At 52.9% G+C, this 18,768-nt stretch carries 17 protein-coding genes; 6 read left to right on the top strand and 11 right to left on the bottom strand.

Annotated features, from left to right (window positions below):
• Positions 1–9 precede the first annotated feature (9 nt).
• Positions 10–378 carry a hypothetical protein gene (locus tag KF749_09155; GenBank protein MBX2991325.1) on the bottom strand — a complete coding sequence of 123 codons (369 nt, stop codon included), beginning with the start codon at positions 376–378 and terminating at the stop codon, positions 10–12.
• Between the two features lie 42 nt (positions 379–420).
• The gene (locus tag KF749_09150) at positions 421–1,353 is read right to left on the bottom strand and encodes a trypsin-like peptidase domain-containing protein (GenBank protein MBX2991324.1); all 933 of its coding nucleotides are present in this window, start codon (positions 1,351–1,353) and stop codon (positions 421–423) included.
• Positions 1,354–1,693: 340 nt separating this feature from the next.
• Between KF749_09150 and KF749_09145 the strand changes: the two genes are divergently transcribed.
• Positions 1,694–3,064: an insulinase family protein gene (locus tag KF749_09145; GenBank protein MBX2991323.1), complete on the top strand. Its 1,371-nt coding sequence runs from the start codon at positions 1,694–1,696 to the stop codon at positions 3,062–3,064.
• Positions 3,061–4,527: an insulinase family protein gene (locus KF749_09140; protein MBX2991322.1), complete on the top strand. Its 1,467-nt coding sequence runs from the start codon at positions 3,061–3,063 to the stop codon at positions 4,525–4,527. The genes KF749_09145 and KF749_09140 overlap by 4 nt, the downstream gene beginning before the upstream one ends.
• A gap of 62 nt (positions 4,528–4,589) precedes the next feature.
• On the opposite strand, the gene KF749_09135 is transcribed toward KF749_09140, so the two are convergent.
• The 7 genes from KF749_09135 to KF749_09105 form a co-directional block, all read right to left on the bottom strand.
• On the bottom strand, positions 4,590–5,615 hold the full coding sequence (locus KF749_09135) for a PP2C family protein-serine/threonine phosphatase (GenBank protein ID MBX2991321.1): 1,026 nt from the start codon (positions 5,613–5,615) through the stop codon (positions 4,590–4,592).
• A 59-nt stretch (positions 5,616–5,674) separates the two neighbouring features.
• Positions 5,675–6,607, bottom strand: coding sequence for a bifunctional enoyl-CoA hydratase/phosphate acetyltransferase (locus KF749_09130; GenBank protein ID MBX2991320.1), 933 nt, complete (start codon positions 6,605–6,607; stop codon positions 5,675–5,677).
• Positions 6,608–6,660: 53 nt separating this feature from the next.
• Complete coding sequence (gene buk, locus KF749_09125) at positions 6,661–7,809, bottom strand: butyrate kinase (GenBank protein MBX2991319.1); 1,149 nt, start codon at positions 7,807–7,809, stop codon at positions 6,661–6,663.
• Positions 7,725–8,351, bottom strand: coding sequence for a PAS domain-containing protein (locus KF749_09120; GenBank protein MBX2991318.1), 627 nt, complete (start codon positions 8,349–8,351; stop codon positions 7,725–7,727). The genes buk and KF749_09120 overlap by 85 nt, the downstream gene beginning before the upstream one ends.
• Before the next feature lie 6 nt (positions 8,352–8,357).
• Positions 8,358–9,794 (bottom strand): NADPH-dependent glutamate synthase, encoded by a 1,437-nt coding sequence (gene gltA, locus KF749_09115; GenBank protein ID MBX2991317.1) that lies wholly within the window; start codon positions 9,792–9,794, stop codon positions 8,358–8,360.
• A gap of 35 nt (positions 9,795–9,829) precedes the next feature.
• Positions 9,830–10,684 (bottom strand): sulfide/dihydroorotate dehydrogenase-like FAD/NAD-binding protein, encoded by an 855-nt coding sequence (locus tag KF749_09110; GenBank protein ID MBX2991316.1) that lies wholly within the window; start codon positions 10,682–10,684, stop codon positions 9,830–9,832.
• Between the two features lie 255 nt (positions 10,685–10,939).
• Positions 10,940–11,317, bottom strand: a complete 378-nt coding sequence (locus KF749_09105; protein ID MBX2991315.1) for a co-chaperone GroES — start codon at positions 11,315–11,317, stop codon at positions 10,940–10,942.
• A gap of 141 nt (positions 11,318–11,458) precedes the next feature.
• Here KF749_09105 and KF749_09100 point away from each other — a divergent pair, with 141 nt between their 5' ends.
• The 4 genes from KF749_09100 to KF749_09085 all read left to right on the top strand — a co-directional run bounded on the left by KF749_09100 (position 11,459) and on the right by KF749_09085 (position 14,527).
• Positions 11,459–12,256, top strand: coding sequence for an alpha/beta fold hydrolase (locus tag KF749_09100; protein MBX2991314.1), 798 nt, complete (start codon positions 11,459–11,461; stop codon positions 12,254–12,256).
• Positions 12,257–12,308: 52 nt separating this feature from the next.
• Positions 12,309–12,611: a hypothetical protein gene (locus KF749_09095; GenBank protein ID MBX2991313.1), complete on the top strand. Its 303-nt coding sequence runs from the start codon at positions 12,309–12,311 to the stop codon at positions 12,609–12,611.
• Entirely contained in the window at positions 12,608–13,999 is a 1,392-nt protein-coding gene (locus KF749_09090) for an amidase (GenBank protein ID MBX2991312.1), read from the top strand. Before KF749_09095 ends, KF749_09090 begins: the two co-directional genes overlap by 4 nt.
• 177 nt (positions 14,000–14,176) lie before the next feature.
• Positions 14,177–14,527 (top strand): RNA-binding protein, encoded by a 351-nt coding sequence (locus KF749_09085; GenBank protein MBX2991311.1) that lies wholly within the window; start codon positions 14,177–14,179, stop codon positions 14,525–14,527.
• 495 nt (positions 14,528–15,022) lie between these two features.
• Here KF749_09085 and KF749_09080 read toward each other — a convergent pair whose 3' ends face one another.
• Together KF749_09080 and KF749_09075 are read right to left on the bottom strand one after the other, a co-directional pair.
• A complete protein-coding gene (locus tag KF749_09080; protein MBX2991310.1) occupies positions 15,023–17,044 on the bottom strand; it encodes a hypothetical protein in 2,022 nt (673 codons plus the stop codon).
• Between the two features lie 475 nt (positions 17,045–17,519).
• On the bottom strand, positions 17,520–18,578 hold the full coding sequence (locus tag KF749_09075; GenBank protein MBX2991309.1) for a hypothetical protein: 1,059 nt from the start codon (positions 18,576–18,578) through the stop codon (positions 17,520–17,522).
• Between the last annotated feature and the right edge of the window lie 190 nt (positions 18,579–18,768).

Raw genomic sequence — 18,768 nt, 5'->3', positions numbered from 1 at the left:
ATAAACCAGCTAATGAGTCAGCTTTTTCTCTCTAATTCGATCTATGTTGAGTTCATATGCCTGCAGAATATAATTCGTGGCTGCTGCCAGTTGTTTCGCGTTGTTGAAAACGAACGAGGATTTGTTAGGAAATGCCCACGGCTTCAGCGGGAGTCCCTGAAGGGAATTGTATCTGTTTAGATTGCCGTTTATTGTAACACGTAGGGATCTTTGTTGAACGGTGACTGCAATAAACTTGGAATTTAAAATCCACTGTTTCTCACCCTGACGCCAGGAGGTTGAGCTCAAAAGAGCCTCTGCAAATTGAACAAGAGCGATGCTGCAATTCTTCAGTACGCTCATGCGAGCATCGATTTCCTCTGCGGGATTTGAATACATTACCTCTCCTTTGTCCATGATGAGACCGGTTTCTGGTTATTGCTAAGGCAGATCGCATTTGACAAACAGCAGACCGAAAGTCTCTGGGAAAAAGCCTTTTCTGAAGACTGTGAGACTCATCTGTTCTTGGTCGGAGCGAAAGAGATACTTGGCTTCAAGCTCAGTGCCAGCATTGTATAAAAACTCCACGCTTGAATCATCACCTATTTCATAACGGGACTGCAACGTCATCCTCCCACCCTTCTTGAACCATCCCCCACGAATCACATCTCCAAGGGGGGCAGACGTATTTTGAAAGACCACGGTCCCATCCTCATAAAACCGAAAATAGTACCACAGCTCATCGATGTGCACTTGCCCATCATACTCTCCTCCACTTACAGTACCTTTTGAAATATGCCCCTCACTTTTGTAGAGTCCGTCACAGCGAGGTATTGGTGCTAGGCTACCAAGTGTCTGAACGCTATCTAGATGCTTGAGCAATTTCTTCAAATGGTTGCTCGGCACAGCGAAATTAAGATTCTGACCTTCCCCCAGAAGCGCTGTCGCGATAGCGACTACTGACCCACTTCTGTCTAGAACGGGACTGCCACTACTGCCCGGTGATATCGGTGCTGTCAACTGGATATGCTTATCGCCTCGGCGTGCGCTGATAATTCCCTTCGACAAGGTTCCTTCCAATCCTATTGGGTTGCCAGCTACGTAGACATCGTCTCCAACCCTAGCGTTATCAGAATTCCCTATCACCAGGGGCCTGTTGCCATTTGGCGTTGCTAGCCTAAGTACGACCAAGTCGTGCTTGATGTCTATTCCGACAACCCCGATCACTTTGAATTCATCAGTGTTATTCACGAATCTGATAACGATATCCGATGCCCCTTTGACGACATGAAAATTGGTGGCCACCTCATCTGGCCGAACCAGAAAACCACTGCCAAAGGCGATCTCTTTTTGTTGATTATCAAATGCCTTCACAATCGCGACTGAGGGGAGAACTCTTTGTGCGATTCTGCTCCCCTCGTCTTGAGCTCGAAGGTTATTCGTTGCGCGTATGCTGGAAGGACTGAGCAAGCATAAGCAACAAAACGACGATACGAGTAGCCGAACTTTGTGTGTCCCAAACGGTTTCATTCTCCCTACCTAGGTTGTTCGCAGAATTACACTCGCTGGATTTAGCATACCAAATCCCACCTCCATTGTCAAGCAGCAAAATCGCCCAAAATTTTGCTTTTCCGGCCATGTTTGGGTAACCTTTCACATGTGCTTTTCGTACCACGAAACACCTGTCACACACTCTCACACTCAGGAGTTATTCATGAAACGTTTTCTTTTAGCCGCACTCCTTTGCTCGGCGGTTCTCTCCGCCGCTGCACAGGATGTACGGATACGCGTGCCATACACGCGGGTTGTTCTGCCCAACGGGCTGAACGTGATTCTGCATCAGGATCGCTCGACGCCGACGGTGGCCGTGAACATCTACTATCTCGTCGGCTCGGGACGCGAAAAGCCGGGACGCACGGGCTTTGCGCATTTGTTCGAGCATATCATGTTCGAAGGCTCGAAGAATGTGCCGGAAGGAATGTTCGACCGCTGGCTCGAAGCGGCGGGAGGCAACAACAACGGCTCCACCAACACCGACCGGACGAATTACTACGAAACAGTCCCGAGCAATGCGCTTGATCTCGCCCTCTTCCTCGAATCCGATCGGATGGGATTCTTGCTGGATGCAATGTCCCCCGCGAAAGTGGACGGACAGCGCGATGTGGTGAAGAACGAGCGCCGCCAGTCGTACGAGAACAGGCCTTACGGAATGGCATACCTCACACTCTTCGAGCAACTCTACCCGAAAGGGCATCCCTACTCGTGGCCGACCATCGGCTCGATGGCGGATTTGACCGCGGCGAGTTATGACGATGTTGTGAATTTTTTCAAGGATTGGTACGTGCCGAACAACGCGGTGCTTGCCATTGCGGGCGACATCGATATCGAACAAACGAAGAAAGCGGCGGAGAAGTGGTTCGGCGAAATTCCCCGCGGAAGAAACATTCCTCCCATCGATCCCGTTGCAGCGTATCTCGAAAGCGAGAAACGGCTTGTCATGGAAGATAACGTCCAGCTTCCGCGTTTGTACATGACGTGGCATGCGCCGGGCGTTTTCACCGGAATGGATGCAACGAACGATATCATGGCAAGCGTTCTTGCAGGCGGAAAAAACTCCCGCCTGTACAAGCGCCTTGTGTACGACCTGCAGGTTGCTCAGGATGTTTCGGCGTACAACTATTCGATGAGGTTGGGTTCCATCTTTATTATTGAAGTCACCGCACGCAGCGGACATACGCTGCAGGAAATCGAAAAGCTTGTGCAGGAGGAAATTGATCGCATCAAACGCGAGAACCCGACGGAGCGTGAAGTGCAGAGGGCGGTGAACCAGTACGAGGCAAGCTTCCTTGCCCGGCTTGAATCGGTGGAGAACAAGGCCGATCAGTTCAACAACTATTTCCAGTTTACCGGCAACCCTGATTTCTTCAACGAGGATTTGTTCCGCTACAAGGCCGTTGACGCGGACGACATAACCGCGGCCGCAAAAACATTCTTGCATAACGACAAGCGTGTCGTGCTCAGCATCGTTCCGAAAGGAAAGAAAGATCTTGCCGCGACGTATACGCAGGAGGTAACAAAGCAATGAAGAGAATTCGAAGTACAGTCGCTTTAGTCTGTTTAGTCTATTTAGTCTGCAGCTATTGGTCATTCGGCGTTGCGCAAACGGTTGACCGCAGCAAGCCGCCTGAGCTCGGTCCACCGCCGTCGCTGACGCTTCCCGCAATCCAGCACCTGAAGCTTTCGAACGGCCTGAAGGTTGTATTGATGGAGAAGCATCAGGTTCCGCTTGTGCAGGTGAATTTGCTGGTGAACGCAGGCACAGCCATGGATCCGGCCGGGCAACGTGGACTCGCAAGCATGACGGCTGCAATGATGCAGGAGGGCGCGGGCAGCCGCGATGCGCTTGCGTTTGCTGATGCCGCGGATTTTCTCGGCGCAAACATATCGGTGAATGCCGGAATGCATACAACAACAGTCTCGCTCTTCACGCCGCTCAGCAAGCTCGATTCGGCGCTGGCATTGTTTGCGGATGCAGCGCTGCGGCCCAAGTTTCCCGCTGAAGAGTTGGAGCGGAATCGTGCCGAACGTTTGACAACATTGCTTCAGTGGCACGACGAACCGCGTGTCGTCGGATCGACGCTGTTCAACGATGTTCTGTTCGGCAAGAATCATCCTTACGGCCCGCCGACAATGGGCGATGAAAAGACGATCCGCGGGTTCAACGTTGCCGAGCTGAAGAAATTCCATTCAACCTACTTCCATCCGAACAACGCGACGTTGATTGTTGTGGGAGATGTAACGGCAAAAGCGCTTCTGCCGAAACTGAACGCGCTGTTCGGGAAATGGAAGACGGGCAAAGTCGCAAGCTCGACCTGGCCTTCCGCCCGACAAGTTGAATCGAGAAAGATTTACCTCGTTGACAAGCCCGGGGCTGCGCAATCAGTTATCCGTATCGGACGCATCGGCGTGGCTCGTACAACCGAGGATTACTACCCGATTGTTGTGATGAATACGATCCTCGGCGGCTCGTTCACCTCACGCTTGAACAACAATCTGCGGGAAGAACACGGCTACTCGTACGGCGCGGGATCGCGGTTCAGCTTCCTGCCGATGCCGGGATCGTTCATTGCATCGTCGGATGTGCAGACGGATGTAACGGACAAGGCGCTAACGGAGTTCATGAAGGAGCTCACGAACATCTCTACTATTACCGAAGACGAATTGACGAGAGCGAAGAACTACGTTGCTCTCAGCTACCCCAGCGACTTCCAATCCGTGGGCGATATTGCAGGCCGGTTGGCCGATCTCGTCATCTACAATCTCCCGGACAACTACTTCAACAACTACACGAAGAACATCCTCGCCGTGACGAAGGATGACGTTGTGCGTGTTGCAAAGAAGTACGTCGACCCGGAGAAGATTGCAATTGTTGTCGTTGGAGATATGTCGAAAGTCGAGGAAGGCATCCGGGCATTACGCTTAGGCCCGATTGAGAAGCTGACAATTGAAGAGGTGCTGGGGAGTAAGCCGGTATTGGGAAAGATGTAAGCGTGTTGTAGACTGCTGTTTCCGAAAGGCAAAGGGCAGAACACTGTTCTGCCCTTTTGTTCTTATCCCACCACTTTCCCCGCCACAAGCGTTAAATCATCTGCATATTTTGCCGAGCCGGTGAAGTCGCGGAGTGAAGTCCGCAGACCGTCAAGCATAGGTTTTGCATCGAGATGGGAATTGGCAGTCAGCCACGAGGTGAGCCGCTGCTCTCCAAATTCTTCGGAGCTCGCATTGCGCGCTTCAGTCAAACCGTCTGTGTACAGCAACAGGGAATCACCCTTCTTCAACTCGACTTTTGCGTTTTCGTATACCATCGTTTCCGTCAATCCGATGGCAGCACCTGTCGGCATCAGTTTGCTTGCCGCAAGTCCGTTGGATGAGTGCAGATGAACAGGCGGGTTGTGCCCCGCGTTGCAGTACTCCAGCACATGGGTCTCGGGATTGTAACGTCCGAGGTAAATCGTAATGAACTTGATGAGATGGATGTTATGGCAGAAGAGATGATTCAACCGCTTCATCACATCCGCGGGGGAGTCGTTGTCGGGAACGAGAATGCGCAGCGACGCCTGCATGCTGGCAACGAGCATACTCGCAGGTAATCCCTTTCCCATCACATCGGCAACGGCGAACCCGTGCGAGCCATCCTTGAATCGGAAGAAATCAAAATAGTCTCCCCCGACAATCTCGGCAGGTTGAATGAACGCCGCGATGCGCAAACCCGGGATAGCGGGCGCTTCCTTCGGCAGCAATGCCTTCTGCACTTTGTGCGAGAGTTCGAGATCCTGCTCAAGTCGTCGTCGCTGATCGTCCGAGAAATGATCAAGACAGACACATGAGGTGAAATCCATTTCCAACAGTTCCGCATCCACATCTTCATGGCAGACTGTGCACAAGCCAAACGTTTGATGCTCGGTTCGAGTAATGGCTTCATCAAGCTTTTCCAGCCGCGTCTTGATTTCCTGTTCAGAGACGGGGCCGAGATGAATGTGCTTCTGTTCAGGCGGAGTTCCTCGCAGCCACTCAAGAAGATTCTGTCGCTGGCGTTCTAGGTTGTGACGAAAGCGCTGGTACGTTCCGGTTTCCATAGTGAGCCTCCTGACTGCAGGGTAATACGACAACCGTGTGAGGCTTGTTTCGGCGGGTATCAGCCGGGCGGATTTTGCTCGTAATACGCATTCATCAGCACGCCAAGGGCAATCGAGAGCATCTTGGCTTCACTTTTGTCCGCCCTCGACGGTATCAGGATAGGTACTTTGCCGCCGACAATTACATGGGCAAGCCTGAGTCCGGCAAAGTACGTTGTGCTTTTGGCGAGACTGTTAGCGGATTCGATGTTCGCGGCAATCAGAATCTCGGCGTGTCCGGCAACAGGCGAACCGATGGCTTTTTCGGCGGCGGCTTCGGCGGAAACTGCATTATCAAGCGCAAAAGGCCCGTCCACGATGCAGCCTTTGATTTGTCCGCGTTCGTTCATTTTCGAAAGCGCAGCCGCATCGAGTGTTGATTGGAGTGATGGAACAACGAATTCAGTTGCCGAGAGCACGGCGACTTTCGGGTTGGGATTTCCGAGGGCATGGGCAACTTCAACAGCATTGTTGATAAGCTCGACTTTGTTTTTGAGATCGGGCGCGAGAGTCATTCCGCCGTCGGTGATCATCACGAACTTGTTGTCGATGCGTTGCGGGAATTCGAGAATGAAGATATCGCTCAACAATCGCCCCGTCCGGATGCCGGAGTCTTCATGCAGAACGGTTTTCATCATCGTTGACGTATCAACGCCGCCCTTCATCAACACGTCGCATTTCCCGTCACGTACATAGTAGATGGCCGTGTTGAGCGCTTCATGTACCGTGGCACGATGCACAATCTCAAACGGCTTGCGGGTCTCGCCCATCTCCGCAATTTTGCGCTCAATTATTTCCTGATCCCCGATTAGAATAAAGCGGGCGAGAGTTCGCTCGCAAGCATCGTACACCGCCTGCAATGTTTCCGTGTTGTTCGGATACACAACAGCAACCCGTTTGCCTTTGTGTTTCAGCGCTTCGCTGAGCAGTTGGCCAAAATTGTTGATCATCATTCACTCTCCTGATCTCCTTGAACCGCGGGTTTTGGGAATGTAGGATTTCGGTTTCAGTATCTCTTCGCTTCTTCGTCTCCCCGAAGTACTCGTAGCGCCCCTTGTGCAAGCGCCGCCATTTCATCTTCACCTGCATAGATCTTTACCGGGGCGATGAAGCGTACCCGATCCTCGATCCATGACGTTAGCATTTTGGAGTTGGCCGCTCCTCCCGTGAGGACAATGGCATCGACCTTCCCCTTCAACACAGTTGCCATCGCCCCAATTTCCTTTGCGATCTGGTACGCCATTGCTTCATACACTTGCGCGGCCTCGTTGTCTCCGCCGGCGATCCGCCGCTCAACTTCCGTCAAGTCGTTCGTGCCGAGATAGGCTGCCAACCCGCCATGACGTCGAACGAAGTCACGGATTTCCATCTCGCCATACGTTCCGGAGAAGCAGAGCGTGATGAACTGCTGAAGCGGAAGTCCTCCAGACCGCTCGGGTGAGAAGGGCCCGTCACTTGACGCATCGTTCACATCGATGATTCTCCCGCCGCGAAGCGGGGCCACGGAAATGCCGCCTCCGAGATGTGCCACGACGAGCGAGGATTGTTCAAAACGCACGCCGAGGTCTTTCGCTGCGCGGCGACCAGCCGCATGAATATTCAGCGCATGGGACAGGCTCTTCCGTTCAATAAACGGAAGTCCCGAATATCTTGCCAGCGGCTCGAACTCGTTCACCGAAACCGGATCGACGACATAAGCAGGACAATTATATTCCGACGCAAGTTCATGGGCAAGTACACTGCCGAGATTGGATGCGTGTTCACCCTGCAGGTTTCCCCGTGCATCATCGATCATATCCACAGTGACGAGATATGTTCCGCCGGGCACGGGCCGCAACAACCCACCGCGCGCAACAACAGCCGAGCACGTTCCGAGCTTCGGTGCCGACCAATGACGGCAGAGCATCAGCCGATAGTTGAACTGATCCCAAATCGCTTCGTACCGGGCCAGTTCGCTGCTTTCGTGGCGCAACGTTTCGGACGCAACAATACTTTCATCCTCCACGATTGCCATCTTGGTTGATGTGGAGCCCGGGTTGATAACCAGAACAGTGAAGCGCTTCGAATCAGTCACGAATGGTTCCTTCCGTTTGCACGGTTGGAAATGCTGCGAAGAATCGCTTCGCTGTGTTCGGGATAAAGTTCCGTGATGCATTCCTGACACAGACTGTGCGTTACATCGGCATTGAATTCCGCTTTGATGTATGCTTCGACTGATTGCCAGAACTGCTCGTCATTCCTGACCCGGCGACATTTTGAGCACATCGGCACGAGGGTGCGCAGTCGCACGATTTCCGTGATATCTTCCAGAATCAACAGCGCGAGTCTTCGGTTGTGAATCCACACAGGTGATGTGGTTACCATCAGTTCGATCTCCTTCACGATGTCGCCTCGCACAAGCTCCGCTTTGGTCCGCTGACGGTGTACCGGTTTCCCGGACAGCGATGCCGTCACCGAATTACGGATGACGCAGTCGCCGCAATGAGGGCCCCGGCCGCAGCCGCCGGGCGAGTCGTTTGCGTGAATGCAGTCAAGCGCCTCACCGCCGCGAATGTACAATACGTCGAGCCGGGCTTTGTTGACCAATTCCATCGCCGCCCTGTTCAGGTCGATGATGTTTACATCATCATCCACAAGCAGAACGGGGTGTGGAATCGCGTCAAGAATTGTTCTGTAAAGGGTCTCGTTGTCTACCATACCGACCTATGATTGTTGGGCTGTTGAAAGGGATGTCATTTGACTTGATACCGGACGATGATTCGACTGCAAATAGTTGTGAATTTCCGCCGCGGCAATCTTTCCATCCTTCATGGCAAGAATCACGGTCGCTCCACCGCGCGACAAATCGCCACCGGCAAAAATACCGCGACGCGTGGTTGTTTGTTTCTCGTCCACCTCAACAACTCCTCGCTTGCCTGTTTTCAAGCCGGGGGTTGTTGATTGAATGATCGGGTTTGGCTTTTGCCCGATTGCTTCGATGACAGTCTGGACATCAAGCACAAATTCTGAACCAGCGACTGCGACAGGTTTGCGCCGTCCTGATTCATCCGGTTCACCCAATTCCATCCGCTGGCATTCGAGACCCCGAACCCAATTGCCCTCTGTGCTGAGAATTCTCGTCGGATTGGTGAGCAGGAGAAACTCAATTCCCTCCTGCTCTGCATGATGAATCTCCTCCTCGCGTGCCGGCATTTCTTGACGCGAGCGGCGATAGACGAGGTATGCCTTCTCGGCCCCGAGACGTTTGGCTGTGCGGACGGCATCCATGGCGGTGTTTCCTCCGCCGATCACCGCAACCTGATTGCCGATTTTCACAGGGGTATCATTGTCCGGAAACTTGAACGCGCCCATCAGATTCACGCGTGTGAGAAATTCGTTTGCCGAATATACGCCGCTGAGATTCTCGCCCGGAATTCCCATGAATGTCGGCGTTCCCGCGCCGGTTCCGAGAAATATCGCGCTGAAGCCCCATTCGTCGAAAAATTCATCAATTGTTGCTGTGCGTCCGACAAGGAAGTTGGTGTAGATTTCCACGCCGAGAGCTTTGATGCGCTCCATCTCGATGTCCAGAATCTCCTTCGGAAGACGAAACTCCGGAATACCGTACCGCAACACGCCGCCCAAAGCGTGCAGCGCTTCAAAGATCGTCACGTTGTAGCCCAACTTCGCAAGTTCGGCCGCACAGGTGAGTCCCGCCGGACCCGAACCGACAATTGCCACTTTCTCCTTACGCCGGTCGCTGACAAACGGTGCATTGAATGTGTTGTGCAACATCTCGTAGTCGGCGACAAAGCGTTCGAGCTTGCCAATGGCAACGGGATCGTGTTTCTTGCCGAGCGTGCATTCGGCCTCACACTGACTTTCCTGCGGACAGACTCTGCCGCAAATGGCGGGAAGGTAGTTCGCTTCGCGGATTTTATCGACGGCACCGCTGTAATCCTTCCTCAACATTAATTGGATAAAACCGCGAATATCGATGTTCACGGGACATGCATCCTGACAGACAGGGTTCTTGCATTCAAGGCATCGCTGCGCTTCGATAGCCGCACGCTCTTCGTTCAATCCGAATGATACTTCCTGAAAGTTCCGGCTTCGTGCATCTGCCTCCTGTTCGATGGAATCCTGACGGGGGATTTTCATTCGTGCGGATGGCTTCAGAGTGTTGATGGTTTCCATCAGGCAGCTCCCTCCATTGCATCCGCCTGCTTGTACAAATTGCAGCGGTGGTCCGATTCTTTTTCCAAATCAAGATATGTCCGATTGCGCATGATCATCTCATCGAAATCCACAAGATGGGCGTCAAACTCCGGTCCGTCAACACACGCAAACTTCATCTCTCCGCCCACCGACACGCGGCACCCGCCGCACATACCGGTTCCATCAACCATGATGGCATTCAGACTGACGAGTGTGTGGATGTTGTAGTGTTTGGTAAGATTGGCGACTGCTTTCATCATCGGCAGCGGCCCGATTGCATACACAGCTTTGATTCCGAAATCTCCATCAAGAAAATCTCTCAACTGATCGGTAACGAGCCCCTTGCGACCGTACGAGCCGTCATCTGTTGTAACAAAGACTTCTTGAGAACATTCCTTCATCTCTTCTTCAAGAATTGCCAGCTCCCGTGTTCTCCCTCCGATAATAGAATAGATCGTGTTTCCCGCGGCGTGCAGAGCTTTGGCTATCGGCAGAAGTTCTGCCGTCCCGACTCCGCCTCCTATACAGGCAACGGTTCCGTGATGCTCAATCGGCGTGGGATTGCCGAGAGGGCCGAGAACGTCTTTGATGAACTCACCTTCCCGTTTTGTTGCGAGAAGTTTCGTTGTTTTGCCGATAGCCTGAACAATGAGCGTGACTGTTCCGGCGGCAGGGTCGCTGTCAACAATCGTGAGCGGGATGCGTTCGCCTCCTTCCATCACCCGGATGATGACAAAATTGCCCGCCTTGCGTTTGCGGGCAATGAACGGCGCTTCGATGATGTACTTGCTAATCGTTGGTGCGAGCTGTTGCTTGGCAACAATCCGAAACACGCGCTACCCCCTTATGCTTGTGACTGAGTTAATTCTTGAGATTACCTACAGCAGGCAAACGGGTCAACCATTGTGCCATGGAGTTCTGAAGAAAACAGCGGCAAAATCTACATTTTGAGGTGTTAGTTTTGGGGGAAAGGGCTTTGCTGGCCAAATATGAGAAGGGAATTCTTATTCTTGGGAGGGATGAAAAAATGCCGGAAACGGCCTCAGTTTGGGCAATTCGAGTGGCAGGAAATTACACGGAAAAGCAGGCTACAGTTCCTCGTGAAGTTCGTCCCGGACGATCATCAGAATGGCTGTTTGCGGAACGACAAGGTACTTTTTGTCTTGAAACTCAACCTCAATTGCCTGTTCACGAAGGAACAAAACCTGGTCGAGTTCCTTCACTTGTAGAGGGATGTAGCGTGCCGGATCTTTGGGTTTTGACCACGGTTCATCATCCGTGTAGTTCGGATTCGGCACGGCGTATCCGGGCCCGACCTTAACGACGCGCCCCGTTGCCACCTTGTCCTTCTCTCGAACAGTTTCGGGCAAATAGAGTCCGGCTTTCGTTTTGTCCTGGCCGGTATCGAGTTCAACAAGAACGCGATCGCCGACAACGATCATTTGCTTTTTGAGTTGAATGGGCATCGTTTGCTCGCCTGATGTCTGGTGCATTGCTGCAACACCAACATACAAAAATCAGTCCGGATGGGCAAACGGGCTTGAATCTCAGCCCGTGCTGTTGTATACTTTCAGGAATTCAATTCAGCCAATTCCTCTGCTCTCCTCATGTCTTTGATTTCCTCAAAGGATTGCGCCATCTATTATGAAGAACACGGCTCGGGTGAGCCGCTGATTCTGTTGCCCGGACTTCTCGGCACGATAGAAAGCCACTGGCGCCGGTTCATCCCCGACTTCGCCCGTCACTTTCATGTGATCGCCGTTGACTTACGCGGACACGGAAGAACAAACAACCCTTCCAGGCGGATTCGTCTCCATCAACTCGTTGCCGATCTATTCTCGCTGTACGAAACATTGCAGATCGATTCGGCACGCATCTGCGGCTATAGTCTCGGAGGATATGTGGGGCTTGCCTTCGGCATTCAACATCCGGGCAGAGTTCAATCGCTGCTCATGCATGCGACAAAATTCTACTGGACTCATGAAGCGGTCGCGTCAACCGTCAAGGATTTTGACGCGGAGAAGATTCGGGAGAAGGTGCCACAGTGGGCGGCGCAACTTCAACAGGATCATGCGCCCGCGAATGGTGATGATGGATGGAAGGCCCTGCTTGCTTCAGCGAAGGAGTTCATCGAAACCATGCCGGCTGAGGGACTTACGGAAAATGCCGTGAAACTTGCAGCCTTTCCTGTTCTTGTTTCCGCGGGAGATTCGGATGAGATGATTCCCCGTGCGGAAGTTGAGAGGCTTGCCGCGGCGCTTCCGAACGGAAAGCCGGACGTTCTTCTCAACACACGTCACCCGATGCAGCATGTACAGAAGACTCCGTTCCTTGAACTTGCAATTCCATTTCTTCGAACAGGCAACGGAGTCATCATCTCACAACAAGCAAAGACACAAGACTGAGAACATCTCTTCGTGCCTTTGCGACTTGGTGGTTTTTTAGGAGGAAACCCTCATGCACCGACTTACCCGCCGTTCATTCGGCAAGAAATTGCTTGCAGCCGGCGCGTTTTCTCTGATCGAGCATTCGCCGATTCTCCCGCAAACCTCGAACGCCGAACCCGACATTGAGATACCGGACAGTATTGCGGGCTACACGCTATCGGCAGAAGATAAGCAGCTCGCAGGAAAGTTCTTGATGAATCATGAACAGAACATGAACGCGCTACGGGAAACAGATCTGCCCAACAGTCTCCCGCCCGATTTCATCTTCTCAAGTCCGAAAGTAAAAGGGGAGATTGGGGATGCGAAGAGATGATTGCTGAAGAAGTTCTCTATTCTCCCATCTCCGGGCTGGCGAAGTTCATCAAGCGCAAGAAGCTCTCTCCCGTCAAGCTGACGGAGGAGTATCTGAAGCGCATTGAGAAGATTGCGCCGAAGTTGAATGCATTCGTAACAGTAACAGCGGATCTTGCATTGCAGCAGGCGCGGCAGGCAGAGCGCGAAATCAATTCCGGTTTGTATCGCGGCCCGTTGCACGGCATCCCCTATGCAGTTAAAGATCTGTTTGCCGTAAGAGGCTACCCGACCACGTGGGGTGCGAGGCCGTACGCCGGGCAGACTATTGATGAGGACGCGACAGTGATCAAGAAGTTGCATGAAGCCGGCGCCATTCTCCTCGGAAAAGCGGCGATGAGTGAAATTGCCGGGGGCCCGCCAACGGCAACAGCAACCGGCGCGTGCCGGACGCCCTGGGATCTGACGCGATGGTCTGGCGGCTCGTCCAGCGGATCGGGAGCGGCTGTTGCTGCCGGGCTCTGCGTGTTCGCACTCGGTACGGAAACATGGGGCAGCATCATGACGCCCTCCTCGTTCTGCGGTATCACAGGGTTGCGCCCCACGTTCGGTCGCATCAGCAGGGCGGGGGCAATGGCACTTTCGTGGACGATGGATAAAGTCGGGCCGATGTGCCGGAACGTCGCGGATGCTGCAACGGTGTTTTCAATTCTTCACGGGAGGGATGCTGGCGATGCGATGAGCGTGCAGGCTCCGTTCAAATTCACTCCCAACAAATCACGCGAGAACATCATGAAGCTTCGCGTGGGATTTATCAGGGAAGATTATGAAAAATGGGGCGAGCCGGATGTTGCACTCGCGTTCATGCAAGCTCTGGAAATGTTCAAGCAACTCGGACTTGACCCGAAAGAAATTCATCTCCCCGATCATCCTTACGAAACTATTGCGGCAACAATCATCTCGGCCGAAGAAGCCTCGGCGTTCGAGCCGCTTGTGAAGGCGGGGAAAGTCTCAGGAATTATCGATCCCGACCGCCGAGGCGAGTTGTTAGGAGCCCAACTCATCACGGCCGTGGATTATCTCCGTTGCCAGCGCATCCGGACAAGAATTTCTCACGACGTTGCGCACCTGTTCACACAATACGACATCATTCTCGGCTCCAGCACGCTGCAATGCGCCCCGCCGATAGAAGCCGATATGCAATCAATCTTTGGTGGAGGCAACACGATTGAAGCAGTGGAAAACCTTGCAGGGTTGCCCGCCGTTTCTGTTCCCTGCGGTTTCAGCAAAACGAAGCTGCCGATTGGATTGAAAGTCATCGGGCGCCCCTTTGCGGAATCCGATGTTCTGGCGATGGCGCATATGTTCCAGTCGGTAACGGAGTGGCATACGAAGCGCCCGCGGGTGTAGCGGACAAATCTCCATGGAATTAAATAGGGTTTCTTCTCCCTTTTTTGTATTCTGTGAAGAGCACGGGTACGATATTCGGGTTTTCGTCACAAACATTCAACCTGCTGCCTTCCGGCTCATGCCGAACGACATGCACACAGTTGGAATATCACAAATCAATCAAACAAGGAGTCCGGTATGAAACTATTCGTAGGCAACCTCTCGCGTGAAGCAGGCGATAGCGATCTGCAGCAGCTCTTCGAGCCGTTCGGCAAGATCATGTCTGTTAACGTCATTAAAGACAAGTTCAGCGGCGAGTCCAAGGGATTCGGATTTGTCGAGATGTCGAAAAAATCAGAGGCCCAAGCCGCAATCGAAGCATTGAATGGAAAGGAGTTGATGGGACGCGCATTGACTGTGAATGAGGCCCGGCCGAAATCCGAGAGCGGCGGACGCGGAGGCAGAGGAGGTGGATTCGGTGGTGGGAACCGAGGAGGATACGGCGGTGGAGGGAACAGGGGTGGCGGCGGTGGACGGCGGCCGTTCTGAGCCGGCCGACGAACGCTGCAAGCGTCTCTTCCCAACTTCAAATACAATACTGAATTCGCATTGCCGATACTGCGCGTACTATGCCCCGCAGCATGCAGACTGCGTATCAGGGCTTTTGTCGTCTGAAATCGAGGAACTCCCGGACCATCATACTGGAAAATTGCCTCACAGTGAAGAGTTCAAGGCTGTTCCAAATCGTCTGAACACCGACCATCATAACAAACACCGCCACTCACGAGGCGGTGTTTTTTTTGTTACTTGCAGCTGTTTCGCAACGGAAGACGTACGAATCTTCGTAGTATCTTGAAGATGCGGAGTTCTGCGATCCAACGTTTGAATATCTTCTACAGATCGGCTTCCCTCCAATTTGAAACCCCAATGAACTCGTCTCCATTCTCGTAGCACTCCTCACTTGTATTTAGGTCTTGAGCACATAAATTACCGCCAAACCGGTAAAAAATGTCAGGCTCCTTCGTCATCTTGCAGGTTTCACATTTACAGATTCACTTCATACCCCAGCTTGAAGAACTGTCCGCTCTGTTGAAAGTTCTCGCCAACCTGGTTCAGCACGAAATAGACATTGCTGCCCGCGAAGAACTCGTATTGCAGCAGTGTGTTCCAGAGTCCTAACTTGCGGTAATTATCCTTCTGTACAAATGAGCGGAGGTACAGCTGCTCCAGCAAGCGAACGTCCATCTTGACACGGATGATCGTCTGGCTCACATTGGCATAGTCAAGATGGTTCAGCGTGATGTTCCAGGCAAGCCGGTCCCAGAAAATAATGCGGGCGTTCACGTAGGGATTCTTCAGATACGTGCCGAAGTAGGGGCCGAAGTTGTAACCGACAGTGATTGCCTGCGGACCGAGAATGACCTTCGCGCTGTGGTCTTGCAGTGTGTTCTTGTGCGTGATGATGCCGGCCGCGGTTGCCTGTTCGGGACGGTTGATCTCCACGCGGTGATCGAGCTGGAGATTTTCCAGAAGTTTGTTCGAGAGATACACGGCGCCGTATTCCTGGTAGATGAACCCGCTTGAGAGGGTTGAGGCTTTGAAATACTCCCCGCTCACTTCGATTTGGGAAAAGAGCGGCCGGTTGTTGACGCTGCGGTAGCCGATCTGCGCGTACCGTTCATGGTACTCGGTGCCGTAGTTGTTGAACAGGGTCGAGACGTCGAAGTCGTAGCCGAACTTCCGGTACGACAGGGTGCCGTAGAATCCCCCCGCCCAATTGTATAACTTGGCAAGTTGAAGCTGGAACGCGTTCCCTTTTGTGTTGGTCGCGAACTGCGGCTGGAAGCGGAAGCCCCCGGGCAACTCGACACGCCCGTCCACACTCAGGACGCGCTCGGTTGCCTTCGTGTCCGAATTCCTCCCGTACAGCAGCGTTCCTCCCACGTTCACATCGCTCCCCTGCCAGGTCGTGCGAGCAACGGTAAGATGGCGTTTTTCATTCCTGCCGTCGCCGTCCGAGTCAAGCTCATCCTGCACGGAAACCACTCCCCCCTTCACGTTGTTGCTGCGGAAGGTATAGTTCCCTCCCCATTGAATATCCTGGATGGCGCGTGTGTAGAAAAGCGTGATGGGCATCCGGTAGATGTCGAGGTCTTTGCTGAGGAACGGACGCTTCTCCTGCAGGAAGATTGATTGTCCGTAAAGCGAGAATTGAAACGGATCGGCTTCGAGCGTTGATTCATCCGTGTTGTATGTTGCCTTCAGCTTGTGCTTGTCGAGCGACATGTGCAGGTCGCCGCCGAATGTTCCTGTTGTCGGTGTACCTTGCGCGCGCTGCGCGACGACAAAGGGAATCGCCGTAACATCAGGCGTGAGGCTTTCTTCAAACGGTTCGATGTCGAATTTGTACGTGCTTTTGACAGTCAGGATTTCGCTCTCGGGGGTCAGCGCGTAGAAGTAGGACGAACCGTCGGGCTTGTACGCAAACAGTTGCAGGTCGATGCCGATTTGTTCGCGGCTTTTGTTCTGTATCTTGTCAACGGGGATCCGTACTTCGGTTTCGATGTATCCGTTCTCATTCACCGTCGGCTCCTTGTACACCACCGATCTGCATTGCCACACCCAATCCCATTCGAAGGTAATATTCCGTTGGTTGTAGATTGCCATGTCCCGCTGGTTGTTGATGAAATTGAAGACGAAGATGTAGCCGTTCTGGTTCTTGTTCTCAAGATCGAGAACGATGAAGAATTCATTTTCCTCATCGGAACTCTGATCCCGAATCAACGATTGGGTGATGACTTTGCCGCGGGGATGAAACTTGAATGCAAAATAGAGGGCATCGGGAGATTGTTTGACGAACACTATCGTGCTGTCCTCATGACGGTTGCCGGTTTTCGGAACGACAGTAAAGAAGTTGTCGAACACCTTGGCACCCGACCATTCCGCTTCTTCAATTCTTCCGTCAATGGACGGCAATCGCGCCGGGACGATTTCAGACGCCGGTAAGACTGCCGGTTGAATGAGAAGTGCAACTGCTGCTGAGAGCAACTGTTTTGCATACCGCATACTACCCTCCGTTATGAAAAAGAACATTACCCGTGCAAGAAAAGAGAACCCTGGGGCCGGTACAGAAACGGCCCGCTGCAGTACTTGTAGAGGTTGTTGCGGATGGTGTTTGCAAGCCGCCGGAAATCACTCGTCGCAGCTGCATACGGAGGTACGAACGGAGAGGGGAAGAAGTTTCAACACGCTTGCCGATTGGCTTGTCCCGTACACTGCCGCGCTCGCGTTGGTGCCGGGCAAATGAAAGAAACGGAACGCACGACGCCCAACGGAACAACCAAGGGCAGGAATCCTACCCCGGACCGTAACGTACCTTTCGGAGGACTTACCCAAGAAACCCGGACGGGTTCTATACTCTCGGACTTGGTTTAGCGGACAGGGTGTTTTTTTGCGGCGGCGGCGATCTGCGAGGAAGCGCTGCGATGGAGATACGGCATGATTGAATCGAACGACAATACCAATTCGTTCGCCGTCTTTGTTACTCCCCCATCCACCGCGCGGAAAGGAACTGCAACATTCTTAAATGGCGGAAGAACAGTTCATCCGTATGATCGCCGCGGAAAATGAAATGCGTGTGGCCGATGCCGTAGCGAACCAGTTCACGGAGAAAATCTTCGGTTCCGAGTGTTGTTTCATCTTCCCCGTGGTCGATATAGATTTGATCAAGAGAGGAGAGTTCGTCCCGATAACGGCCGACAAGGGTGAGAGGATCTTCATCCATCCACTTCTTCCACACCGGGTCCCGATCATCCGAACCGGACTGGAACGGAAGATCGAGGAAGAGTTGGGGCTTTCGCGGGTTGGGAGATAGCGCCGCCGCTTTTGCGTATGCTGCAGCCAGGGACCAGTTCTTCTCAAAAGGAATCTTCTCTCGCAACTCGAGAACATGAGCCGGACGGCTGTGCCCAGCAAGGGCCCTGCGATATATGGTCTTCCGGTAGCGGACTGACAACGGGCTGCCGCTCAAGCTCCCCACCTGCCCGAACACGTCGCTGTGCTTCATTCCAAACTTAATTGCGCCGTATCCCCCCATGGAGAATCCTGCAATGGCACGCCACTGTCGTCCGGGATTCGTTCGGAAGGAACTATCCGTAAACGCGACTATCTCACGCGCAACATAGCCTTCAAAATTGCCGATTGTCGGCGAATTGACGTAGTAGCTTCCGCCGAATGCGGTCGTGCCGTCGATGGCAACCAGAATCATCTCCGGAAGCTTGCGCTCCTTTATATGCTGAAACAGTTGTTGGAATCTTCCGACACTCTCGCGATGCCCGTCTTCGCGCATTCCCAATCCGTGCAGATAATACACGACAGGGTAGCGGGTCTTGGTTGACTGGAAATACGAAGGCGGCAACAGAACACACATTTCGCGAACATGCGGGTCGCCGATCAAATTCCCTTCGAGTGACTTGCTTTCCATTTTCGGAAACTGGAGATGCCGATCCGAAAACTGCGTATTCTCTTGCGCGCACGCGGGAATGGTCGAAACGAACATCAGTGGTACAAATAACCACGTACGTATTGCAGTAAAGAACATTGTATCCTCAATCTGTCCTTATCAAACTACGTACATCTTCCGAGAATATCCACGAATGATAGTTGATTCAGAACTTGCATACGGCGGGAGGCAAACCGTTCCGGGTAGCACCGGCTCTCAAAATCAGGACACTGCCGTTTCGATTTCTCTTGATTTTTTTTCCCTCCGTGTTTAGATTTTTTGCGCCTTT

This window comes from Bacteroidota bacterium (assembly GCA_019637975.1).
Classification (GTDB): domain Bacteria; phylum Bacteroidota; class Ignavibacteria; order UBA10030; family UBA6906; genus CAADGV01.
This window is presented reverse-complemented; position numbering and strand designations above follow the sequence as displayed.